Source organism: Enterobacter sp. ECC-019 (assembly GCF_043974075.1).
Lineage (GTDB): Bacteria > Pseudomonadota > Gammaproteobacteria > Enterobacterales > Enterobacteriaceae > Enterobacter > Enterobacter asburiae_D.
In genome coordinates this window covers 3,704,689-3,728,976 of the sequence record NZ_CP143759.1, presented here as the reverse complement: position 1 = coordinate 3,728,976, position 24,288 = coordinate 3,704,689, and the positions used below count along the sequence as shown (strand labels likewise).

The 24,288-nt window shown below is 55.5% G+C and carries 18 protein-coding genes and 2 tRNA genes; 11 read left to right on the top strand and 9 right to left on the bottom strand.

All coding sequences use genetic code 11. The features are described from left to right. Nucleotides 1-28: 28 nt before the first annotated feature. Both V1566_RS17700 and V1566_RS17695 read right to left on the bottom strand, forming a co-directional pair. Nucleotides 29-364, bottom strand: coding sequence for a gamma-glutamylcyclotransferase family protein (locus V1566_RS17700; RefSeq protein ID WP_395304159.1), 336 nt, complete (start codon nucleotides 362-364; stop codon nucleotides 29-31). 53 nt (nucleotides 365-417) lie between these two features. Further along, a tRNA-Asn gene (locus V1566_RS17695) sits at nucleotides 418-493 on the bottom strand. A gap of 161 nt (nucleotides 494-654) precedes the next feature. Between V1566_RS17695 and emmdR the strand changes: the two genes are divergently transcribed. Next, entirely contained in the window at nucleotides 655-2,109 is a 1,455-nt protein-coding gene (gene emmdR, locus V1566_RS17690; RefSeq protein WP_395304158.1) for a multidrug efflux MATE transporter EmmdR, read from the top strand. Nucleotides 2,110-2,212: 103 nt separating this feature from the next. Then, nucleotides 2,213-2,288 (top strand) — tRNA-Asn (locus V1566_RS17685). Between the two features lie 145 nt (nucleotides 2,289-2,433). Here the strand turns inward: V1566_RS17685 and V1566_RS17680 are convergent. From V1566_RS17680 to shiA, 3 genes are all read right to left on the bottom strand, one after another. Then, nucleotides 2,434-4,206 carry an aminopeptidase P family protein gene (locus V1566_RS17680; protein WP_395304157.1) on the bottom strand — a complete coding sequence of 591 codons (1,773 nt, stop codon included), beginning with the start codon at nucleotides 4,204-4,206 and terminating at the stop codon, nucleotides 2,434-2,436. 18 nt (nucleotides 4,207-4,224) lie between these two features. Beyond that, the gene (locus V1566_RS17675) at nucleotides 4,225-5,679 is read right to left on the bottom strand and encodes an AMP nucleosidase (RefSeq protein WP_395304156.1); all 1,455 of its coding nucleotides are present in this window, start codon (nucleotides 5,677-5,679) and stop codon (nucleotides 4,225-4,227) included. Nucleotides 5,680-5,752: 73 nt separating this feature from the next. Next, the gene (gene shiA / locus V1566_RS17670; RefSeq protein WP_395304155.1) at nucleotides 5,753-7,066 is read right to left on the bottom strand and encodes a shikimate transporter; all 1,314 of its coding nucleotides are present in this window, start codon (nucleotides 7,064-7,066) and stop codon (nucleotides 5,753-5,755) included. Between the two features lie 255 nt (nucleotides 7,067-7,321). On the opposite strand from shiA, the gene pagP reads away from it, so the two are divergent. After that, nucleotides 7,322-7,897 carry a lipid IV(A) palmitoyltransferase PagP gene (gene pagP, locus V1566_RS17665; protein WP_395304154.1) on the top strand — a complete coding sequence of 192 codons (576 nt, stop codon included), beginning with the start codon at nucleotides 7,322-7,324 and terminating at the stop codon, nucleotides 7,895-7,897. On the opposite strand, the gene V1566_RS17660 is transcribed toward pagP, so the two are convergent. The 3 genes from V1566_RS17660 to V1566_RS17650 are packed head-to-tail and all read right to left on the bottom strand — an operon-like array spanning nucleotide 7,894 to nucleotide 13,003. Then, a complete protein-coding gene (locus V1566_RS17660) occupies nucleotides 7,894-8,859 on the bottom strand; it encodes an acyltransferase (RefSeq protein WP_395304153.1) in 966 nt (321 codons plus the stop codon). The genes pagP and V1566_RS17660 overlap by 4 nt on opposite strands. Then, nucleotides 8,856-11,918, bottom strand: coding sequence for an efflux RND transporter permease subunit (locus V1566_RS17655; RefSeq protein ID WP_395304152.1), 3,063 nt, complete (start codon nucleotides 11,916-11,918; stop codon nucleotides 8,856-8,858). The genes V1566_RS17660 and V1566_RS17655 overlap by 4 nt, the downstream gene beginning before the upstream one ends. Beyond that, entirely contained in the window at nucleotides 11,918-13,003 is a 1,086-nt protein-coding gene (locus V1566_RS17650) for an efflux RND transporter periplasmic adaptor subunit (RefSeq protein ID WP_395304151.1), read from the bottom strand. Before V1566_RS17650 ends, V1566_RS17655 begins: the two co-directional genes overlap by 1 nt. A gap of 396 nt (nucleotides 13,004-13,399) precedes the next feature. On the opposite strand from V1566_RS17650, the gene V1566_RS17645 reads away from it, so the two are divergent. The 8 genes from V1566_RS17645 to V1566_RS17610 all read left to right on the top strand — a co-directional run bounded on the left by V1566_RS17645 (nucleotide 13,400) and on the right by V1566_RS17610 (nucleotide 23,359). Continuing rightward, on the top strand, nucleotides 13,400-13,831 hold the full coding sequence (locus V1566_RS17645) for a universal stress protein (protein ID WP_395304150.1): 432 nt from the start codon (nucleotides 13,400-13,402) through the stop codon (nucleotides 13,829-13,831). Between the two features lie 47 nt (nucleotides 13,832-13,878). Further along, nucleotides 13,879-16,572, top strand: a complete 2,694-nt coding sequence (locus tag V1566_RS17640; RefSeq protein ID WP_395304149.1) for a cation-transporting P-type ATPase — start codon at nucleotides 13,879-13,881, stop codon at nucleotides 16,570-16,572. A gap of 197 nt (nucleotides 16,573-16,769) precedes the next feature. Continuing rightward, a complete protein-coding gene (locus V1566_RS17635) occupies nucleotides 16,770-17,987 on the top strand; it encodes a multidrug effflux MFS transporter (protein ID WP_395304148.1) in 1,218 nt (405 codons plus the stop codon). Next, nucleotides 17,980-18,921 (top strand): 3-hydroxy-3-methylglutaryl-CoA lyase, encoded by a 942-nt coding sequence (locus V1566_RS17630; protein WP_395304147.1) that lies wholly within the window; start codon nucleotides 17,980-17,982, stop codon nucleotides 18,919-18,921. The genes V1566_RS17635 and V1566_RS17630 overlap by 8 nt, the downstream gene beginning before the upstream one ends. Further along, the gene (locus V1566_RS17625; RefSeq protein WP_395304146.1) at nucleotides 18,918-19,634 is read left to right on the top strand and encodes a hypothetical protein; all 717 of its coding nucleotides are present in this window, start codon (nucleotides 18,918-18,920) and stop codon (nucleotides 19,632-19,634) included. The genes V1566_RS17630 and V1566_RS17625 overlap by 4 nt, the downstream gene beginning before the upstream one ends. After that, nucleotides 19,631-21,793: an isocitrate/isopropylmalate family dehydrogenase gene (locus V1566_RS17620; protein WP_395304145.1), complete on the top strand. Its 2,163-nt coding sequence runs from the start codon at nucleotides 19,631-19,633 to the stop codon at nucleotides 21,791-21,793. Before V1566_RS17625 ends, V1566_RS17620 begins: the two co-directional genes overlap by 4 nt. A gap of 7 nt (nucleotides 21,794-21,800) precedes the next feature. Then, nucleotides 21,801-22,469, top strand: a complete 669-nt coding sequence (locus V1566_RS17615; RefSeq protein WP_395304144.1) for an RraA family protein — start codon at nucleotides 21,801-21,803, stop codon at nucleotides 22,467-22,469. Continuing rightward, on the top strand, nucleotides 22,466-23,359 hold the full coding sequence (locus V1566_RS17610; RefSeq protein ID WP_395304143.1) for a DUF6282 family protein: 894 nt from the start codon (nucleotides 22,466-22,468) through the stop codon (nucleotides 23,357-23,359). The genes V1566_RS17615 and V1566_RS17610 overlap by 4 nt, the downstream gene beginning before the upstream one ends. On the opposite strand, the gene V1566_RS17605 is transcribed toward V1566_RS17610, so the two are convergent. Further along, a complete protein-coding gene (locus V1566_RS17605) occupies nucleotides 23,325-24,218 on the bottom strand; it encodes a LysR family transcriptional regulator (protein WP_395304142.1) in 894 nt (297 codons plus the stop codon). The two genes, V1566_RS17610 and V1566_RS17605, sit on opposite strands and share 35 nt — an antisense overlap. Nucleotides 24,219-24,288: the final 70 nt, after the last annotated feature.

Genomic DNA, 24,288 nt, shown 5'->3' with positions numbered 1-24,288 from the left:
AGGCTCTCTTTCACCAGAGAGCCTTTTTTTATGCTTCAGAACGCGGCTGTAGCTGATAAATCCAGGCCTTAACCTGCTTGCCTTCAAGGGTGGTCACCGTGACCTCAACCCGATCGTAGCCGTCTTCAAATTCATCCAGCATTTGCCAGTGTGCGGCAAGGTTATCAGAGATAAACAGATAGCCTTCGACGCGGGGGCCATCAGCGTGGAGCACAATCCCCGGAAAGTCCGCTGCAGCGCCCCAGCCGCGTTCGTAAAACGTACCGGATACGAAGCCGGCCAGCCATTCGCCGCCAATGTTTTCAAGAATATGCGCGTTAGAGTGACCGGGGCGTAGTGTGCCGTAAACAAACAGTGCGTCCATTTATCCTCACCGGAAAAGCAAAAAGCCCGCTCGAAAGCAGGCTTTTCTAAATGTGGCTCCTCTGACTGGACTCGAACCAGTGACATACGGATTAACAGTCCGCCGTTCTACCGACTGAACTACAGAGGAATCGTTGTGGAGGCTTATCTTAGCGGCGAAAAAACTTTTGTCAAACCTGATCTTAGGGAAAATCGACTGATTGCTGATTCTGTCGTCAGTTTGTTGTAAATCCACACATCTTTTTCTGGAAAATACTTTGCAGGATTAGCATTTGTCCCTCATCATTTGAAATGGAGTTTCAACTTTTCTCGCTAAGGTCCATTTTGAACGTCACTGCCTCCTTACGCCAGGCGATATCGCGCACGCCATGGTATGCAAAACGTAAAAGCTATCGTGTCCTGTTCTGGCGTGAAATCACCCCTCTCGCTGTGCCTATCTTCCTGGAAAATACCTGCGTTTTGCTGATGGGGGTCCTGAGCACCTTCCTGGTGAGCTGGCTGGGAAAAGAGGCGATGGCCGGGGTTGGGCTTGCGGACAGCTTTAACATGGTGGTGATCTCCTTCTTTGCCGCCATAGATCTCGGGACGACGGTGGTGGTGGCTTTTAGCCTCGGCAAGCTTGACCCCAAACGTGCACGCGAGGCGGCCCGCCAGTCGCTAATGATCATGACCATTTTTTCGATCGTTCTGGCGGCGGTGATCCACTATTTCGGTAAAGAGATTATCGATTTTGTCGCCGGGGAGGCCACGAACGAGGTTAAAGACCTGGCGCTGACCTACCTGGAAATGACCGTCTTAAGCTATCCGGCGGCGGCCATTGCGCTGATTGGCAGCGGCGCGCTGCGCGGGGCAGGCAACACCAAAATTCCGCTGCTGATCAACGGCGGGATGAATATCCTGAATATCATTATCAGCAGCGTGCTGATCTACGGCGTGTTCTCGTGGGAGGGGCTGGGGTTCGTCGGTGCGGGACTGGGCTTAACCATTTCACGCTATATCGGTGCGGTAGCCATCATCGGGGTGCTAATGGCGGGGATCACCCCCTCGCTGCGTCTGACGCTAAAAAGCTATTTCCGTCCTTTTAATTTCGCCATTATCTGGGAAGTGATGGGGATCGGCATTCCCGCGAGCATTGAATCGGTGTTGTTCAACGGCGGGAAGCTGCTCACGCAGATGTTTGTCGCCGGGATGGGGACCGACGTTATCGCCGGTAACTTTATCGCCTTCTCCATCGCCTCGCTGATTAACCTGCCGGGTAACGCGCTGGGTTCGGCATCGACCATCATCACGGGTAAACGGCTCGGGAAAGGGCAGATAGGCCAGGCGGAGCGGCAGCTGCGGCACGTCTTCTGGCTGTCGACCATTGGACTGACGCTGATCGCCTGGGGAACCGCGCCGTTTGCCGGGCTGATGGCCTCGTTTTATACCCACGAAGACGACGTTAAAGAGGTCGTTAAGATCCTCATCTGGCTCAACGCGGCCTTTATGCCCATCTGGGCGGCCTCATGGGTATTGCCCGCCGGGCTGAAAGGGGCGCGCGATGCCCGCTTTGCGATGTGGGTATCGATGCTCGGCATGTGGGGATGTCGCGTTGTCGCGGGGTATACGCTCGGGGTGATGCTCGGATGGGGTGTGGTCGGCGTCTGGTTGGGGATGTTCCTTGACTGGGCTGTGCGGGGCGCGCTGTTCTACTGGCGGATGGTCAGCGGGCGCTGGCTGTGGAAATATCCGCGAAAGAGTGCCTGACAATTGCGCGAAGTGGAGAATAATTCGGCAAACGATCGGAAATATGCATTCTGCCTTTGACATCATGGGGGAGCATCGATAATATGCGCCCCGTTCACACGATTCCTCTGTAGTTCAGTCGGTAGAACGGCGGACTGTTAATCCGTATGTCACTGGTTCGAGTCCAGTCAGAGGAGCCAAATTTAAAAAGCCTGCTTTTAAAGCAGGCTTTTTGCTTTTCGGCATCTGGTAAAAATGTCGGGTGGCGGCTTCGCCTTACCCGACCTACAAAAACCTCGAATCGTAGGCCGGGTAAGGCGAAGCCGCCACCCGGCAAAAGCCGCACTATCCGTTCACACGAATCGGCGCCGTCGCCTCAACCAGCCACGGACGCGCATCGCTATCCACCAGCGGTGACAATGCCTTCCGTACCTGCTGATGATATTCATCCAGCCACTGCTTTTCCTGCTCGCTCAACAGATGCAGCTCAACCTGGCTTAGGTCAATCGGGATCAGCGTCAGCGAGGAAAATCTGCAGAACCCCGGACGGCTCTCCACAATCTCCACCTGGTTTTCAATACGAATACCGTGGCTATCGCCCAGATAGTAGCCCGGCTCGATAGTCATGATATTGCCCGCCACCAGCGGCCACGGGTTGACCTTTTTGGCGATGCGATGCGGGTTCTCATGGATCAGCAGCTGGTGCCCCACGCCGTGCCCCGTGCCGTGATCGTAATCCAGCCCCATCTCCCACAGCGGGCGGCGCGCAAACGCATCCAGCTGATGCCCCTGAGTCCCGGAAGGAAACTGCAGGGTAATGAGCGACAGGAAGCCTCTCAGCACGGCAGTGTAATGCAGGCGCTGCTGCGGATCGACTTTCCCCCACGCCAGCGTGCGGGTGGCGTCGGTGGTGCCGTTAGCATACTGGCCGCCGGAATCGTTCAGGTAAAAATGGTCATGGCCGATGGGCTTATTGCTGGCCTCGCTCGAATGATAGTGGCACATCGCCGCATTGCTCGAAGAGGCGGAGATGGTCGCAAAACTCTGCTCGATGAACCCAGGCTGCTGTTGACGGAACGCAAGCTGCTGCGCCTGCGCGTCCAGTTCGGTGAGCGGTTGTCCTGCCGCCTCGCGCAGCGGCACTTCACGGCTCAGCCAGGCGAGGAAGTTGACCCACGCGGCCCCGTCCTGGTGATGGCACTCGCGATAACCTGCCAGCTCGACCGGGTTTTTAGTCGCTTTCATCAGGGTGATGGGGTCAGTCCGCCAGACAATTTCTCCCCGTGGCTCAATGGCGAAGCGCAGGGCTACCGGCGCGGAATCGGCATCAACCATCACCCGTTTGCCTTCAGCAATCTGCTGGCAGCGTTCTATAAAGGTATCCTGCGGCGCAATGGTGAACGCATTGCGCACATCGTCAGGCAGGGCGCTGAGCTTATTGTCGTTAACAAACCACTCAACATGACCGTCACGACCAAGAAGGGCAAAGGAGAGCGGTACCGGGCTGTAAGGGATATCCGCGCCACGGATGTTTAACAGCCAGGCGATGTTATCCGGCAGGGTGACGGCGAGATAATCAGCATTGTTTGCGGCCAGCACGGCGGCGACGTGCTGACGTTTGTCCGCGCTGCGTTCACCGCTGTGTTCAACCGGCATTTCACGGATAAGCCCCGTCGGTGCGGCAGGGCGGTCAGTCCATAAGGTGTCGAACGGCGAGGTCTTCAGAGGTACCAGCTCGCACGGCGTGGCTGACAGTTGCTCGAACTCCGAGTTAGTCATCAGCAGCGCGTCAAAACCGATTCGTGTCCCGGCCTCAACGTTTTCTGCAAGCCATTCTGCCAGCGGCTCGTTGTGCAGATGGTGGATCTCAACCTCATCCGTATTGACCTGAACGCGAGCCTGAACCTGATAGCGCCCGTCGACGAACAGCAGCGCTTTGTTTTTCAGCACCAGCGCCACGCCGGCAGAACCGTCAAAACCCGTCAGCCAGGCCAGCTTTTCGTCGTAGGGCGCGCAGTATTCGCTTTGCCAGGCATCCGCCCGCGGGACGATCATCCCGTCGAGATGACTGGCCTCAAGCCAGTGGCTCAGGGCAGAGAGCGGTGATGTGCTGGACATTGTTTTTCCTTATCGTTATTAGCGGAACGGCGGCTCGTTGAAGGTGCGCAGCTTGCGGGAATGGAGCTTGTCACCTTCTGCCCGCAGCAAATCAATGGCGCGAATACCAATTTGCAGATGCTCAGAAATAGCCCCTTCATAGAAACGGTTGGCCTGGCCCGGCAGCTTAATTTCACCGTGCAGCGGCTTATCGGAGACGCACAGCAGCGTGCCGTAAGGGACGCGGAAGCGATACCCCTGCGCGGCGATGGTAGCGCTCTCCATATCAATCGCCACCGCGCGGCTCAGGTTGAACCGCAGCGCGGAGGCGGAGTAGCGCAGCTCCCAGTTGCGGTCATCCGTTGTGACGACCGTACCGGTGCGCAGGCGCTGTTTAACCTCTTCACCCGGCATGCCGCTGACCTCTTTGGTGGCGTCATACAGCGCGCGCTGTACTTCCGCGATGCTCGGGATTGGGATGTCCGGCGGCAGCACCGCATCAAGCACGTGGTCATCACGCAGATAGGCGTGGGCCAGCACGTAGTCGCCAATCAGCTGGCTTTCGCGCAGGCCGCCGCAGTGGCCAATCATCAGCCACACATCCGGACGCAGAACCGCCAGATGGTCACAGATGGTTTTGGCATTTGACGGGCCCACGCCGATGTTGATCAGCGTAATGCCCTGTCCGTCGGCGGTGATCAGGTGCCAGGCGGGCATCTGGTGCTTTTTCCACGCCAGGTCGGAAATGGCCTGCTCGGGCGCTTCGGTCTCCGCGGTGATCCAGATCCCGCCCGCGCAGGACAGCGCGATGTATGGGCTTTCCGGGTCAAGGATCTGGCTGCAGCCCCAGCGGACAAACTCGTCAACGTAGCGGGTGTAGTTGGTAAAGAGCACGAACGGCTGGAAATGTTCGACAGGCGTACCAGTGTAGTGGCGCAGGCGCGCGAGGGAGAAATCGACCCGGCGGGCATCAAAGTGCGACAGGGGGGAAAATTCTGCCGGGTGATAAATCCCGTCAGCCGTCTCATCGCCAATCTGAGAAAGCTCGGTGGTCGGGAAGTGGCGGGTCAGCCCCGCGCTCATGGAGCGATCCAGCGTTAACGCCGAACCGTCAATCACGTAGGGATACGGGATCTCATGCAGTGAGGGCTCAACGTGAATGTGCGCGCCGTAATCCTGGTACAGCAGCGTGAGTTGTTCTTCAAGATACGGGCGGAACAGCGCAGGGCGGGTGACGGTGGTGCTGTAGCAGCCTGAGTGGGTAAAGCGCGCGTAGGCGCGGGTTTTGGGATTGCTGCTGGCGCTGCCGTCCCAGGTCACAGAGAGCGATGGATAAACAAAAAGGCCCTCGTTTCTGGCCTTTTGGTCGGGAAGTTTCCCTGTTTCGATATATTCGCTGATGGCGCTGCGCAGCGCGTTGACGGACTGTTCGTACAGCGCGTCGAGTTTTTCCAGCGCCTGAGCCGGGGTCAGGCTGGAGCCCTTATTATTCATCTCTGTCTCCTTGTTCCACAGGTGTGCGACTCTACCCGATAGTATGTCACACGCCTGTGAAACAAAAGGGAGATCAGCTGTGGCTCGTCTCTTTCATCAGCAGCGCCGTCGCCGCCGACAGCAGACAGCCGGCCAGCAGATAAATCGCCACGCTGTGCCAGTTGCCGCCGGAGAAGGTCACCAGCGCGGCGGCAATAAACGGCGTAAATCCGCCGCCGACCACGCTTGCGACCTGGTAGCCCACGCCCGCGCCGCTGTAGCGGTAGCTTGCGCCAAACAGCTCGGTGAACATCGGCTGCTGCACGCACACCACCATATCGTGAGCGATGTTGGCGAGCATGATGGCGAAGAAGACAATCCAGAAGATCGACTGTGCCTCCAGCGCCATAAAGAACGGCCAGGCGCTGAGGGTGCCAATCAGTGCCCCGGTGATGTAAACGCGACGGCGACCAAACCGGTCAGCCAGCCAGGCGAAGCAGGGGATTGTCAGGCAGCTGATCCCGCCGACCAGCAGGCCAATATTCAGGAACAGCTCGCGGGGGAGACCGAGGTTCTGCGTCGAGTAGTTCAGGGCAAACGCGGTGACGATATACATCGTCAGCAGTTCACAGAGGCGCAGGGCGATAATTTTCAGAAAAGCGCCAGGGTGCCGGACGAGGGCTTCCATGACCGGAAGGCGCTTGTTCGTGGCCGGTTTTTCCTGCTGCTTTTCGAACTCTGCCGACTCCTCCATCCCGTTACGGATCCACAGCGCGGCGATGACCAGCACGATGCTGAAGATGAACGGAATGCGCCAGCCCCAGCTCAGGAACTGCGCGTCGGTGGTGAGCTGGCTGATTAGCGATACCAGCCCGGTGGAAAGCAGCAGGCCTACGCCGTACCCGACCTGTACGCCGCTGCTGTAAAACGCTTTCCTGTTCTTCGGCGCGCTCTCAACGGATAACAGCGCCGCACCGCCCCATTCACCGCCTACGGCGAAGCCCTGGATGGCGCGCAGGGTGACCAGCAATACCGGTGCCCACCAGCCAATAGAGGCAAACGAGGGGAGAATACCGATAAGCGCGGTGGCGATCCCCATCATCCAGACGGTAAGCATCAGCATGCGCTTGCGGCCAAGACGGTCGCCGAAGTGGCCGAAGATCACCCCGCCAAGCGGGCGAAACAGAAAGCCGACGCCAAAGGTGGCAAACGCGGCGAGCGTGCCCATCGCAGGGCTGACCTGAGGAAAAAACTCGCGGTTAAAAACCAGGGCGGCAGTGATGCCGTAAAGCAGAAAATCATACCAGTCGACGACGGCACCCGCGAAGCTGCCTAAGGCTGCGCGGCGGGCACGATTGAGCGAAGGTGTCTCCTCGTTGGGACGATCGGAGATGAGGGTGGAGTCCATAGTTGTCCTGTCCGTACTGATTTTTAATTATTGGTATAAGAAAAGGTCACTCACATTGCGTCCGTCATATAAACGGAACCTATGAGACTACCGCGACAAAACGCCTGAGAAAACGTTTTTATCTTTCCGGAAGGCGCTGAATAAATAAATTTCATCTACACCTGCGGCGTATAATTAAGTCTTCCCGGCTCCGTTAAGTGCTGAATGGGTTACAGTAATAGTGACTGCTGCGTGAGTTAAACTGAGGGAATAACGATGCAACGCACCTTTTCGGCATTCTGGATGGTCCTGTTTTTATTTGTCGCACCGCTTAACGCGGAGCCCAACGTCTATGGTGAGCAACGCATCAGCGGCTGGTGGAATGCGCTGACGGATGATATCTCCCGGACCTGGGAAGACCCTCAACGTTACGACCTGTACCTGCCGTTCCTGAGCTGGCACGCACGCTTTATGTACGACAAAGAAAAAACGGACAATTACAATGAAATGCCGTGGGGCGGCGGGCTGGGCGTTTCCCGCTATAACGAAGAGGGCAACTGGAGCGCGCTGTTCGCGATGATGTTCAAGGACTCGCACAACGAATGGCAGCCCGCGATGGGCTATGGCTGGGAGAAGGGCTGGTATCTGGATAATGCCAAAGATTTCCGCCTTGGGCTCGGTGCCGCAGCGGGCATCACGGCGCGAGATGATTTTGCAAACTATGTCCCGCTACCTTTTATCTTCCCGCTGTTTTCGGCCGGGTATAAGCGCGTTACCGTTCAGTTCACCTATATTCCAGGAACCTATAACAACGGCAACGTGCTCTTTGCCTGGCTGCGCTTAGGCTTTTAAAGGGTGATCACCTTTTTTGCCACGGCGTTAGACAATACCAGCATGGAGAAGAGAACAGAGGTAATGAAAGTGAGCACAATCAGCGCCAGCTTCATACCGAGAGAGGTCACCGGTATCAGCGCCGTCAGCAGATGAAACACCGAGTAGTGCACGATGTACACGCCGGTCATCGTTTTGCTGATGGCGGCCAGTATGGACTCCTTAAATTCAGCGTTGCGGCGAAAGCGCACGCCGTTCGCCGCAATCACCAGGGCAATAATCAGGATGTAGATCTGCGAGCCGGTGAGAATAAAGGCGTTTCTGTCCGCCTTGAACAGCGCGAAGAAGAAGTGGCGCTCGTAAAACCAGGTGAAAAGGTAGATAAACGGGATAGCGACAACCGCTGCCCGGACCACCTTTTTGCGGCTTATCCACTCAGCGACTTTCGGGTCGCAGAAGAGTTGCCCCGTCAGATAAAACAGCAGCCACGTCCACAGCCGATACTGCGGTGAAAGAGAAAGGACGTGCGTTTCAGGATAAAGCGCCGAAAGCAGATCGTATCCGTAGGAAAAGAGCAGCAGGGCGGCAATCGCGCCGCAGAACAGCGCTCGCCGCTGGCTCAGCCATTCCACCACCGGATGGAAGGTGTAAATCACCACAAAGGCGAACACGAACCAGGGCTGGATTAAATACCCGCGCTGATAGGGCTCCCACAGGTAGTAGATCGTTATCCAGAACAGAAAAACAATCACCAGACTTTTAATTTTACCCAGCTGCCAGCGGGTGCCGTGCCGGGATTGTCCGTCGAGATAACCCGCAACGACAAAAAACAGCGGTGTGGCAATCGTCGAGATAAAGGTCAAAAACCCCAGGATCCAGTGATAGTCATAATCATAATGATCCCAGGTGTTGTAGATGGTAAAGAAGGTCACCGCCGTCATACAGCCCAGCGTCTTGATAATGTTCAGCCCTGTCGCATTCATTGTTGTTTGGCTTCGTCCTTACGATGGAAACACGCATAGATAACGGGGAGTACCAGCAGCGTCAGGATTGTAGCAAACCCCAGTCCAAACATAATCACAACGGCCATGCTCTGGAAGAAAACGTCCAGCAGCAGCGGAGCCAGGCCAAGTACGGTCGTAAACGCGGTGAGCAGGATGGGGCGCAGGCGCGAGGTCGCGGCGTACACGATCGCGCTGTGCTGATCCTTTTGCGTTTTCTGCTGTTCGATCTCTTCCACCAGCACGATGCCGTTGCGGATGAGCATTCCGCTCAGGCTCAGCAGACCAATCAGCGCCATAAAGCCAAAGGGAATGCCGGTAAGTAAAAATCCCGGCGTCACGCCAATCAGCGCCAGCGGCACGGTCAGCCAGATGGCGACCGCATTTTTTACCGAGCTGAACATCAGCACTGTAATGACAAACATCACCAGATATCCGAGAGGTAGCGTAGTGAATAGACCTTGCTGCGCTTCACTGGAGTTTTCCGCGTCGCCCCCCCACTCGATGCTGTAGCCGTGTGGCAGGCTAAGGGCATCAATCTGCGGCTTCACGCGGGCGAGAATGTCCCCGGAGGTTTGCTGGCTCAGCGGATCGGGATCGGTCTGCACCGTCAGCACCCGCGAGCGGTCGCGGCGCAGAATGAGCGGATCTTCCCACTCCAGCGAGAAGCGGCTGACGACGTTACTCAGCGGGATATACTGCTGCCGCGTCTGGCTCCACACCAGCACGTTGTTCAGGTGATTGGCGTCCAGCCTTTCGCTTTCCGGGGGCCTCACCACCACGGGGAGCAGGTCGCTGCCTTCCCGATACAGCCCCGCCCGACTGCCGGAGAAGTTCATCTCCAGCGCGTTGTCGACGTCCTGCTTATCTACGCCAAGCTCGCGGCCCAGGGCGACAACGTACTGTGGGCGGATCACCTTGCTGCGGTTTTGCCAGTCGTTCCTGACGCTGCCCGTGGCCGGGTCGCGCGTGAGGATATCGTCCACCTGGCTGGCTATCAGACGCAGCCTGTCAGGGTCCGGGCCTTTAATGCGCACCTCAATGGCGCTGTCGCCGGAGGGGCCAAACATGACGCGTTTGGTACTGGCGTTGACCTGGGGATAGTTTCGCGCGATGTACTCGTCCACGTGGCGCGTCAGGGCAGAGATGTTGCGCTGGTCGTCCATGCGCACCATGATCTGCGCATAGTTGCCGTACTGCCGCTGCCCGCTGTAGGTCAGAATAAACCGCATACTTCCCTGACCGATGGTTGAGACGGTGGTCTCCACGCCTGGCTGGCCATTGATCGTCTTTTCAATATCGCTGGTCATTTTCTCGGTCCATTTAATATCGGTACCGTAGGGTAACCAGAGGTCGACAAAGAAAATCGGCGTATTAGACGACGGGAAAAAATTTTGCCGCACGGTGCCGAAGCCCCAGATGGACGCTGCCAGCAGCGCAGCCATCACAATGAGCGTCGGTGCCTTATGGTGCAGCAGCGTGTTTAGCAGGCGCTGGTAGGCGCGGTAGAGTCGTTTATCGTAAGGATCTGACTCGTCGGTTTTATCAGGCGCGCTGTCGTTTTTAAACAACCACCACTTAATCAGCACCGGGGTAAGGGTGAGCGCCGAAAACCAGCTCAGCATCAGGGAAATCAGCAGCACCTGGAACAGGGATTTACAGTATTCCCCGGTGGAATCCTGCGACAGCCCGATTGGGGCAAACGCCAGGATGGCAATCACCGTCGCCCCCAGCAGCGGCAGGGCGGAGCGGCGGATGATGTAGTTCACGGCGGTTAGCAGCGGGGAGCCCTGCTGTCGGGCAATCAACACCCCTTCGACAATCACGATGGCGTTATCCACCAGCATGCTGAGGGCGATAATCAGCGCCCCGAGCGAGATGCGCTGCAGCTCAATGCCCCACAGATACATAATCAGCAGCGTGCCGAGCACGTTAAGCGCGAGGGAGAACGCGATGATGATCCCGCTGCGTACGCCCATAAAGATCAGCAGCACGCCGATGACAATCGCCAGCGCCATCAGGAAGTTAATAATAAAACCGTTAACGGAGTGGCCCACTTCGGCTGCCTGATCGTAAAACAGGTCTATCTGTATGCCCGCCGGTTTTTCCGCCGACATCTGGTTTAGCTTCGCCTCCAGCGCGTGGCCCACGTCGATCACGTTCACGCCGGGAATAAACGAGACGCCCATGGTAACGGCTTTTTTACCGTTGGCATGGTAGATACTGGCTGGCGATTCGTTCAGCCCGCGCGACAGCGTGGCGATATCCCGCAGACGCGTCGCCGCCCCGGTGCCGGAAGGCGTGATGATGATATCCGCCAGTTCATCAAGATTCTCGAACTCACCGGTGGGGTGCAGGCGAATGGATTCGGTGCCGGAGGTGATTTCTCCGGCGCTGGAAACGACGTTAAGTCTGCTGAGCAGGGAGGAAAGCTGGTTCAGCGTAATGCCGCGCGCGGCCATTTTGGTCAGGGAGATATCGATGTTTACCTGTTGGCTAATAGCCCCGCCGATGGCGACCTTCGCGACGCCGGGGATCAGAATCAACTCCCGGCGCAGCTGCTCCGCATATCGCACCAGCTCAGGATTACTGAATTCATCTCCGGAAATGGCGAAGAAGAAGCCGAACACGTCGCCGAAATCGTCATTTACAAAGGGCGTGACGACGCCGGGCGGGAACAGACGCGATGCATCGCCCACGCGGCGGCGCAGTTCATCCCAAATCTGCGGCAGCTCGTTCGAGTGATAGCGAGAAGCGATGTTAACGGTGATTTGCGACAGACCGTTTGAAGAGATGGAGCTCACGTTGTCCAGATAAGGCAGCTGCTGAAGAGCATTCTCCAGCGGAAGCGTCACCTCCTCTTCAACCTGCTGAGCGGATGCGCCGGGGTAGTGGGTGACCACCACTGCGGTTTTGATGGTAAAGGCGGGATCTTCCAGCCTGCCGATATTCAACAGGGCGAAAATACCCCCGATGCCCAGCAGCAGGATCGTTAGCCAGACGCGAACAGGGTTATTGATAAATTGACGAGAGATATCCATTACAGTCCCCGTTCACGCGTCCAGATACGCACCGGCTGGTTAGCATGGAGCTCACCAACGCCCGCGGCCACCACGCGTTCGCCCGCCTTAAGCCCGCTGGTAATCACCACGCCTTCGGTACTCACTTGCCCCACGCTGACCTTGCGGTCTTCCAGATGCAGCGTGTCGCCTTCGCCCGTTACGACCCAGACGTGCGGCTCGTTGCGCGGGCTGTTGTTCGGGTTAAAGACTGCCTCAACCGGGACGACCAGCGCCTGAGCGTCCGCGCCCGCCGGGAGGTTGGTTAAATTGATGGTTACCGTACCGCTTACGCCGCCGACGGCGGGAAAATCATCTGGCCGCGGCATGGTAAGTATCACCTGCCAGGTCAGGGTATTGCTGTCGCTGCTGCCCGAGTGCTCTTTGTAGACGGCGGTAAATTCCCGATCCGGCATGGCGTTAATTTTCACCACGGGGCGATACTGCGCGTTGCGGATATCAAAGGTCTTAAACAGGTTTTCAGGGATGCTGAACACCACGTCCAGCAGGTCGGTGCGGGTTAACGTCGCGATGGGCTGGCCGGGGGACACTACCTGATGGTTTCTTACGTGTACGCTGGCCGCCGTTCCGCTGAAGGGCGCGACGAGCGTCATCTGATTCAGCTCTTCTCGGGCAATCTGTAGCGCCGCATTCGCCGAATCGCGGTTTGCGCGCTGCACGTCCATTTCTGCTTTCGAAATCGCCTGGCGGCCCGCCAGCGTCTGGAAGCGGTCGAACTGCCTCTGGGCCAGCGTCGCCGCCGTTTGTCTGTCGTTAACCCGCTGCTGGGCTTCACGAGCGTTCAGCCTGGCAAGCTGTTGCCCCTGTTTGATGGCTGCACCCTGACGAACATTGAGCGCTTCAATTTGACCTGCGCGCTTGAAGGAAAGGTCTGTGGCATCGCCCGATTCAATGCGGGCGGGAAAAACGCGCTGCTGGGCGTGACCGGGAACCGTTACCTCCGCCACTTTTACCATCCTGGGCAGGGGGGCGACTTGCTTGGGTTTCGGGTCGCACGCCGTGAGCGTTAACAAAACGAACGGTAAAAGAGAGAGATAGCGGTTCACTGTATTCCCCTAATAAATAACTGTTTTATTTATTCCATAACCTGGACAGGGGTGACACTATTCTGCCAGAACAGTGACGACCATATAGGTAAATAAACCAATCGCCGTGCTGGCGATAATGGCAAGTGCAATAAACATACCCAGACGGATCAGGCTTAAACCATACATACATTCCTCCATGAGCCGGGATCGGTAGCTGACTATGAGCATAGTCGGCGAAAAGATAAATGTTAAATAACCATTATCAGTGGGGAAGCGCTAAACCTGATATTCCTGTGCTACGTTTAATGTTATCCATCTTTTTTTACCGTAACTGGCATTAAGGGCAACCCCCTGCATTTAATGCGTTTTTTTGCTTCATTCACTCTCGTGTTGGTTATAAAAAGGATGCTCGATATGTATAAAAACATTCTCGTTCCGGTGGATGTCTACGAGACAGGCCTGGCAGATAAAGCGTTGCAGCATGCACAGTTTCTGGCGCAAAGCGCATCGGGTGACATTCATTTGCTGCATGTCATGCCCAAATTTTCAGCCGAACTGACGCGTGGTTTTATTTCAGATGCGCGCAAAATGGATGAATATATGATTAATAATTCGAAAGAAAAACTGTTTGACCTGGTCAAAAAAGTGAATCTGCCAGCAGAGCGTGTTCATCTCCATGTCCGTAGCGGGAATGTTCGTGATGAGGTTATTAAGCTGGCGGATGAACTTACCGTCGGCGCGATTATTGTCGGCTCTCGAAATCCAAATATTCAAACCCATTTGTTAGGATCAGAGGCGGCAAGTATTGTTCGTTACGCACATGTTCCTGTTTTCGTTATTCGTTAATTACAGAGAAGCAAGGTGATTTCTGAATAGAACCTGAGGAAGGAACGATGAAAACAGGAAAACCTGAACGTCCGTATTATCAACAAACCGTTGACGAAACCCTGTCGAATATCCACTCCACCCTGGAAGGCCTTAGCGGCACTGAGGCATCAGCCCGACTTCAGCAGTACGGTGAGAATGCGTTACCGCAAAAAAAGGGCAAACCCGCCTGGCTGCGCTTCCTGGCGCATTTTAACGACGTTTTGATTTACGTTCTGCTGGTGGCCGCGTTGCTTAAGCTCTTTATGGGCCACTGGGTAGACATGTTTGTGATCCTTGGGGTTGCCATCATTAACGCGCTGATTGGCCATATCCAGGAGAGCAATGCCGAAAAATCGTTGCAGAGCATTCGCAATATGCTCTCCAGCGAAGCCGTGGTGGTACGGCAGGGGAATCATGAAACGATCCCCACCACGGCGCTGGTCCCGGGAGATATTGTGGTGATCCGCGCCGGGGATCGTATCCCTGCTGACCTGCGCGTGATTGAAGCACATAACCTTCGCGTGGAGGAGGCCATCCTGACCGGCGAATCCACCGTTGTTGAGAAAAACAGCGATGCGTTAAGCGGGGAACTGCCTTTAGGTGACCGGTATAACCTGCTCTACTCAGGCACCACCGTCAGCTCCGGCGGCGGTAAAGGCGTGGTGGTGGCAACCGGGGGTGAGACCGAGCTGGGCCACATCAATCAGATGATGTCCGATATTGAAAAGCACCGCACGCCGCTGATGGTGCAGATGGACAAGCTCGGTAAGACCATCTTCATCACTATCCTGGTGATGATGGTGGCGCTGTTTGTCTTTAGCCTCCTGTTCCGGGATATGCCGGTTTCTGAACTGGTGCTGTCGCTTATTAGCCTCGCCGTTGCCGCCGTGCCGGAAGGCCTGCCGGCTATCATTTCCATCATCCTTTCGCTTGGCGTACAGGCCATGGCGCGTCGCAAGGCCATCATTCGCAAGCTGCCTACGGTGGAAACGCTGGGCGCAATGACGGTCATCTGCTCGGATAAAACCGGCACCCTGACGATGAATGAAATGACGGTCAAAGCGGTGATTACCGCTGACACGACCTATCGCGTGGAGGGCGATAGCTACGAACCGGTGGGGAATATTCACCCCGTAGATGACCCGACGCCCGTCAGCGTAACGCAGGGTTCCCTGCTGGAACGCTACCTGCGCACCATTGACCTCTGTAATGACAGCCAACTGATCAAAGACGAGCAGGGGCTGTGGAAAATCACCGGGGGACCAACCGAGGGCGCGCTGAAGGTGCTGGCGGCGAAAATTCCGCTCCCACCGCTCGATACCGAAATGCGCAGTAAAATCCCGTTTGATTCGCAGTATAAATATATGTCCACGCTGTACAGGCTGGGCAATGAAGAGGTGATTTTAATCACTGGCGCACCGGACGTCCTGTTCCGCCTCTGCCAGTACCAGCAGACGAATGACGGACTGCAGCCGTTCGATCAGCCTTACTGGGAAGGGAAGATTGAAGAGTATGCCCGGGAAGGATTGCGCATGGTGGCCGCGGCCTGGAAACCTGCCCACGAGGGACAACGCGAGCTGGATCACCCGGACCTGCATGATGGGGTGATTCTGCTGGGTATTGCAGGAATGATGGATCCGCCGCGTCCGGAGGCCATTACCGCCATTGCCGACTGTCTGCAGGCCGGGATCCGTGTAAAAATGATCACCGGTGACCACCCGCAAACCGCAATGAGCATTGGGCAAATGTTGGGGATTGGTAACGCCGCAAGCGCTATCACCGGACGTGAGCTGGAGGCGATGGACGATCGTCAGCTGAGCGACGCCGCGCAGCAGTACGATATTTTCGCCCGAACCAGCCCGGAGGATAAATTCCGCCTTGTGCAGGCCCTGCAAAGTAAACAGGAAGTCGTGGGCATGACCGGGGATGGCGTAAATGACGCCCCAGCGCTCAAGCGGGCGGATGTGGGTATCGCCATGGGGATTAAGGGGACGGAAGTGACCAAGGAAGCCGCCGACATGGTGCTAACGGATGACAACTTTGCCACAATTGCCAGCGCGGTTCACGAGGGGCGTCGGGTTTACGATAACCTGAAAAAGACCATTCTGTTCGTTATCCCCAGCAACATCGCGCAGGCTCTGCTGATCATCATCGCGCTGCTGGCGGGGAACCTGATCCCGCTGACGCCGGTCCTGATCCTGTGGATGAACATGGCGACGTCGGCAACGCTGTCGTTTGGCCTGGCCTTTGAAGCGGGTGAGAAGGACATCATGAATCGGCCACCGCGCAAGGCGAATCTCCATGTGATGGACGGCTATGCCATCTGGCGCGTGGTGTTTGTCGGTCTGATGATTGCCATTAGCGCCTTCGTGCTGGAAGCCTGGCTACAGCCGCGCGGCTATTCGGCGGAATTTATCCGCACCGTGCTGCTGCAAACCCTGGTCACTGCGCAGTGGTTCTACATGCTCAACTGCCGCGTTAATGACGGCTTCTCGCTGAGCAAAGGCCTGCTGGAGAATAAAGGGATTTGGATCGTCAGCGGCGTACTGCTGGCGCTACAGCTTCTTATTATTTACGCACCCTTCATGCAGATGCTGTTTGGCACTGAAGCGCTGCCGTTCCGCTACTGGGTCATCACCTTCCTGATTGGTTTTGTGATGTTCCTAATTGTCGAGGCGGAAAAAGTGCTGACGCGCAGGTGGCGTAAAACCGAGGCGTGATAGCGCAAACTGAGAAAGCCTGAGCCCAGGCTTTCTCTTCTCCGCCGCATGCAGTTGATGGTTGCGCCGCTACCGTTATCTTATCGACAGAAAACGTTTGTTTACTAATGTGCAACAGACCGTTTAGTTTATTATTGTTCTCATTGTGAAGCGCTTTCGATAAATTCGTATTACCCCAATTCCTGGTTTAAACGAATATGAATAAAACGCTATCTATGCCCCTGGTGGTATTAATTGCATGCCTGTCCGTGGGCGGATTAATATCTACCGATATCTTTTTACCTGCGCTGAGTGAAATGCAATTATTCTATAAGGTCACGGAGGCACAAATACAGGATGCTATCGCCCTGTTTTTATTTGGTGTTGCGTTTTCACAATTGGTGTATGGGCCGTTAAGCGACAGTCTGGGGAGAAAGAAAACGCTTATTGTTGGGCTGTTAATCTGGTTGATTTCAACAGTCGGGGTTATTTACTCAACCCATATTAATGAGCTGCTCATTTTACGCTTATTACAGGGCGTCGGTTCCTGCGCCGGTATCACCGTCAGCCGGGCTATTATTAACGACATGATGGATAAAAAGTCTTCGGCTCAGCTTTATCTTGTCATATTTCCCTTTGTCGGGATGTCACCAGCTATTGCACCCATGATCGGTGGCGTTTTAACCCAACACTTCGGCTGGAAATCCTGTTTTATCTTTTTGACCTTGTTTATCGTCATGACGCTGGGACTGTGTCTCACCGCACTGCGCGAAACGTTACCGCCTGAAAAAAGGCAAAAGCTGAGCGTGGTGGCGGCCATGGTCAACACCATTGTGGTGTTAAGAAACCGGCAGTTTTTGTTTTATGCCGCCATTCCCTGTTTTGCTTACGCGGCCTATTTTTCCTATATCGTCGAATCCCCCTTTTTACTGGGTAAGCTTGGGCTTTCACCGCTTTATATTGGCTACACCTATATTTTGCTTTCAGTCAGCTACGTGGCGGGAAATCTTATCGCTAAAAAAAGATCTCGCCTGGCGGGTATTGAAGAGACCATTCGCCGTGGGTATCGCATTTTTGTCATCGGCGGCATCGTTTTTGCGCTTCAGATGTACTTAAGCCCTGTGCCTTTGTTCACCAGCATTCTCTCCATCGGCATTCTGACTTTTGGCAATGGATTTCTGCTGCCATTGGGCACGGCGTCTGCCATCGCGGCGCACCCGCAGGCGTCAGGAACCGCCTCGGGTGTTATGGGGGCATTACAACTCGGAAGCGCAGCGCTCGCAACCTTCCTGATTGGAAAACTCTCAGCCCATGCGCCCGTCATGACCGCGCTGATTATTGCCTGCGTCTGCGTTGTAGGTTTCCTTGTATATGTTTTTGGTCAATATGGGTTTATGGAATTAATTTCCAGTAAAGAGAGTAATATCAATGATTAATAATATAGATGTCACATTAAGGGATGGCGGGTATCAAAACAATTTCAGCTTCCCCATAGACTACGCGATTAAGCATGTACGAGCACTGGTAGGCAGCGGCGTTGAATGGATAGAAATAGGTTACCGAAACGGTTCGTTTAAACCCATTCCGGATATTGGTTTAACTGGAATGTCTCCCGATAATTATATCCGGGCGATTCATGATGTCGTACCCGAAGCGAAATTAGTGGTCATTGCCCACCCTCATAATATTACCCGCCAGGATATTATTAGCCTGCGAAAAAGTGGCGTTGCGCTGCTGCGGATCTGTATCAAAACCGATAATCCCCAACCTGCGCTGGAAATGTGTGAGGTGGCGAAAGAGAACGGCCTGCGCGTGAGTATGAACTTTACGCGAGCCAGCCAAATTAACGTCAAGACGCTTGTTGACGTAGCATTGCAATGTGAGAACGCCGGGGCCGATATTATTTGCATTGCGGACTCGAACGGCAGCTTGCGGCCTGATCAAACCGCACAGCTGGTCAATCTGCTTAAATGCACCACGCCGCTTGAGGTGGGATTCCATGCCCACGATAACCTGGGGCTGGCAATGGCAAACTCCATTGAAGCCGTAAAGGCCGGTGCAACCTTTATTGATAGTTCCCTGACCGGCATGGGAAAAGGGGCGGGAAACCTGGCGATGGAAACCTGGCTGTCGCTGTGTAATTTCAACGAAGGTAAAGAACGTTATCACACGGAGTGGATATTTAATCAGGTGCATCAGCTGGTATCGAAGGAATTCTACAACGCCTCTTACCGCAGCGTAGTGGATATGATCCTTGGAGTGAAAAATCTCAGTGTCGAAAACCGAAAAATGGTTGAAGAGACGCTGACGACAGAAAACCAGAGAACCTTCAGCGCTATTGATAACGTGATCACAGGAACGGCAGCATGAAAATACAGGATGCAGTGATACTGGCGCCGGTAATGCCTGCCTGGGACGGTGGGGCGTTTTGCGCTCCGCTGGTTACTTTGCTCGAAGAGAAAGGATTTTCCGTCACGATCGTTGATACGTTGAGCCTGATTGCGCACGACGATCCGCAGAGCGCGATTGACGCGCTTTGCCACAAGCTAAATGCCCAGGTCAAACGCCCCTGGCTGCTGGTGGGGTATGCGATGGCAGGCACGCTGGTGCAGTTGCTGGCACACCGTTTACGCGGCGTAGCGGGCGTCATGAGCGTGAGCGCCCCCGGTTTTGCCGACGAAAAATTAACGCAGCGACTGGTTCGTCTCATCTCACTACTTGAAAAAGGCGAACTCGGATCGGCCATGGATATTCTGCATCACTATGTCCTGCCTGAAGGTCAGCCTGCGCCGCAGGAGAAATTTTCCCTGTCAGATACAGAGAAAATGTCGGCGATTAAGAGAATGCTCACCGGATTCTCGCTGCTGTTAAAGATGGATGCCCGCGCGGATATTGCCGCCTATGACGGCAACTTCCTTGCGATTGTGGGTGAAAAATCTCAGCTGGCCTCATGGGAAAACCAGACCCACAGCCCCCGAACCCAGCACTATTACAAACGTATTCCCGGCGCGGGGATGCGCCCGTGGAATGACAATCCCGCTGCGGTGAATGCGCTGCTCAACGAATGGATCGATACCTTATGAAAAAAAATGTTCTGGTTTTGCCGGGAGATGGTATTGGTCAGGAAGTCTGCGACGCCGCGTTACCCGTCATCGGTGCACTGGATCTTCCCATCAACCTGACCTTTGGGGAAATAGGCTGGTCCTGCTGGGAACATGAGGGCAATCCTGTGCCGGCCCGTACCTGGGAGCAGATTGCGAAGGCGGACGCGGTGCTGCTGGGGGCCATCACCAGCAAGGGAAAAATGCAGGCTCAGCAGGCGTTACCTTTAGCGCTCCAGCAGAAAGGCATTGAGTACGTCTCGCCGGTGATTCAACTCCGGCAGAGGCTTGGGCTCTTTGCCAACATCCGTCCGGTGAAATATGTAACAGGGGAGCGACGTCCTTTCCGCTGCTGTGTGATCCGGGAAAATACCGAAGGGCTGTACGCCGGAATGGATTTTAAAGGTGTCGGCGCGAACGTGGCCAGCTGGCTTAAACACCCCAACCTCGAAAAATATGGCCCGGAAGAGGCGGCATGGTCAGTGCGTCTGCAAACGCGCTATGGCCTGGAACGCCTGTTTCAGACGGCCTTCAACTATGCCCGCAAAAACCACTTTTCGCGCGTAACGTTTGCCGATAAACCCAACGTCATGCGAGAAAGCGGCCATTTCGCGGCAACAATTTTTCATGAGGTGGCCGCGCGCTTTCCTGACATTCGGGCAGATATTCATAACGTGGATGCTATTGCCCTCTGGCTGGTACGCAAGCCTCACGAGTTTGGCGTGATTGTCGCAGAAAATATGTTTGGCGATATCCTTTCGGATCTGGCCGCTGGCGTGATGGGGGGACTTGGCCTGGCACCCAGCGCCAATATTGGCAGTGAGGTAGCCTATTTTGAACCCGTACACGGCAGCGCACCGGGAATGGCGGGGCAGGGAAAAGCCAATCCGTGTGCGATGTTCTACACGATTGCGCTAATGCTGGAGTACCTGGGCTTTGAGGGGCAGGGGGAAAAACTGCAGCAGGCTGTCGATCGCGTTGTTCGTGACGGGAAGGTGGCCACCTACGATTTAGGCGGCTCGGCGACAACGGAGGAGATGGCGAAGGCAATAATCGACGCCCTGGTTCAGCCAGCCATCGCTAAAACGGCCAGCGTGATCGCGATTGGTGATGAGCTCCTGTCCGGGCAATGTCTTAACACGAACCAGCAGACTATCAGTCAATGCCTTGAAAAGGCGCAGTACCAGGTCAGATTTCAGGCGACCTGTGCAGACAATATCCCGCAGATAAGCTCGGTAGTGACGGGGCGTATCGGGCAGGACGATCTCATTGTGGTGTGCGGCGGTCTTGGCCCAACCTCTGACGATAAAACCCGCGAGGCGATTGCTCAGGTCCTGAGCAAACCGCTGGTACACAACGAAGAGACGTGGAAAACCATCGAGAGCCGTCTCGTGACGTTCGGGGTGAAGAACGATCCTTCCAATCGTCTTCAGGCGCGTTTTCCCGAAGGCGCTTCCATTCTGGATAACGCTTCCGGTACCGCACCAGGATTCAGCGCATGCGCGGCGGGCAGCCAGCTGGTGGTTCTGCCTGGGCCGCCCTCCCAGGCGTTACCGATGCTGGAAGAGACGCTGGCAAACAACGTGGAAACCGGGCCTGAAAGGAAAAAGCACAGCTGGACGCTGCTCGGTATCAGCGAGAGCGAGGTCGGTTCTATTGTCAGTGCGCTGGTCAGCTCCACTGACTGGGACAGCCATTTCCTATGGAAAAGCCCTTACGTCATTGTCCAGATTGAGACGCCTGAACATCGGCCTCTGCCGCTTTCGGTGAGGCAAAGTCTGGACAGCGCGCTGCGTCCATATCTTGTTAGTAAACGGAATAAAACGGCGGGAGAAATACTGCAGGGGGCGTGCAGTATTCACTGGCATACGTCGGATGCTGACCTCCAGGCTTATTTGCCCGCAGGATCCCGGCCCCGAAAGGGAGAGCTGGCGGTCAGGATGGATGTGACGGTCAGCCCCTCGCTCCCTGAGATTCTGATCGGCGAAGCCCATCTGGGGCAAATGACAATATCGGTTCGTCATCAGAATGGTCAGGCGCATCAAATGACGTTTCCGATGAACAAAATACTGCTTGCGCAAACCCTGCCGGAATATGCCGCCTGGTGCGCCTTAAAAACCCTGACAATACAACATGGATAATTCGACAATGACGACTCACCCGACGCTTCAGTCGCGCCTGCTGGCGCTGGATACGGCAGCCATTTCGGACGCGCTGGACAGTTTATACATTGCGGGTGGCCTTGCGGGCATTAAGCTGCAGGCCGGGGGCAGGAAGCTGGCGGGGCCTGCTTATACCGTAAAATATGAAGCCTGCGTGGCGGAGAAAAATCAGTTTATGAATGCCGGGAACTATATCGATCAGGTTCCGGCTGATGCGGTCATCGTTGTGGACAATGGTGGCCGTACGGACTGCACCAGTTGGGGCAATATTCTGACCACCAAAGCCGTGCTTAAAGGCATCGCCGGGTCCGTCATCTACGGTTCAGCCAGGGACATTGCAGACATTCGTCAGATGAATTACCCGCTGTTCGCCAGCAATATCTATATGGTTTCAGGCAAGAACCGTGCGCGGGTCAGCGCGGTACAGTGTGCGCTGCAGATTGAAGGGGTAACGGTCTGCCCCGGCGACTGGATTTTCGGCGATGAGAATGGCGTTCTGGTGATCCCCGCTGAGCATCTGGAAGAGGTGATCCGTCGGGCTGAAAATGTTGAAATGACGGAGCGTGAAATCATCAACGCTGTGCGTGAAGGCTCTTCACTCGACGTAGCCCGACAAACGCTGGGCTACCATGTGCCCTGGGAAGAAAAAGCATGACACGCCCGTTTTTTGACTACTGGGCGTCCCGTTTGCGCTTTCTGGACGTGCACTATCACGCGCGCCCGGACAGCTATCAACGGCGTTATTCTGCCATGGAGGCCGGAGAGCGCTACGCGCAGTTTCAGGGGGGCGTGGTCCTTAAAAACCATTTGGGGAGCGTTAGCGCGCTGGCATCGGAAATGCAGGAGAGAGGCCTGCCCGTCTTTGGCTCGGTTGTACTGAATGCCGCCGCCGGGGGAATAAACCTAAACGTTGTCCGCCAGGCGCTGAGTCAATATCAGTTTGACGGCGCGCCCAGGCTGCTTGTGCACTTGCCAACCGTGGTTCCAACGGCGCATAAAAGTGGGTTATCCCGGACGTTCAGTAACGAGTACGCCCGGCATTTCGCCGGGCAGCCGCTCTCGATTACTGACGATAAGGGTGAACTACGTTCTGGCGTAAAAACACTCATTCACTTTGCCCGCCACCATGACATTGTGCTCTCCTCAGGACATGCGACGAAAGACCAAACGCTGCGACTGATTGAGGCCGTTGAGCGAGTGGGCGGCTGCAGGCTGATGCTGAACCAGCCGGCGAATCCGATGACGGGATTTGCCGCCCGTGAACTGCGCGCGCTCGGCGAACACGAGTGGCTCTTTGTTGAGCAGTGCGCCCTGACGGTCTACTTAGGCTATCAGCCCCTCGACGATCTCTATGAGGTACTGACGGGAGTGCATAACCTGGTTTACAGCTCGGATCTGGGCCAACCGGGCCAGCCCGACATCGGTGAGTGGCTGGAGGATAGCCACCGCTGGTTCAGAGAGGCCAGACTGGATGCGGCGCGCATCGATGAGATCACACGTCTGAACCCGCTCAGGATGTTGGCGCCGGGGCTGTTGCAAGGTTAAGCGTGCGGAGGAAATCAATAAATGCCTGTTCCTTAGGTGAGGGATGAGGATTGATATGCACCACATACATGGGAAGAGGGGCAGGCATATAGGCGTCAAGGGCGGTGATAATTTCTCCCGATTCCATTCCCGCTCTCACGGTGAATTCCGGCAGGTAACAGATCCCTAACCCGTGTTGCACCATATTGCACAGGTCGAGGCTGTTACTCACTCTGGAGACGTAATGAGGGCGGATTTCGACCAGTTCATCGTCAATAACAAATTTCCAGCTGCGACGGTGGTTATCAAAATGCAGAAGGCAGGTATGCTGGCGCAGCTCATCAGGATGTTGCGGAATACCGTGCTGCTGAGCGTAGACCACTGAAAGACAGGTATATTTTCGCCAGTAGCCAATCAGCGTGTAATAAAGGTTGCTGTCGGGGAGTGGGCCACACTGAAGCGCCAGATCGAAGCCGTGGCTGAACAGCTCCATGCAGTGATTGCCGGTCACGATATCCAGCTTAAGATTTGGATAGCGTTCCAGGAAGGCGCTGAGATGCGGAATAACGTGCTGGTTGCTGATTGAATGGGGTATACCCACCTTGAGATTGCCGCCAATTTCGTTACTGAGGCTTTTGACATCCCTGAGGCAAGACTCATATTCATCAATAATGAGCAGGCAGCGCTGGTAAAATTGCTCTCCGGCCGTCGTCAGTGAAATGCGGCGCGAATTGCGTTTAATCAGTTGCGCATTCACCTCGCTTTCAAGCTTTTCAATTCTGCGGCTGATCATGGCCGGGGAGAGTTTCATGGCCATCGCGGCGGCGCGGAACCCCTGACACTCTACGACCATTCTGAAGGCTTTCATATTTTCCAGCATTGTGTCCTCCTGACGCCGGTCTCGTAACGCTATTCTCGCATTAATTCATCAGCATGTTGTGCTGGTTTTT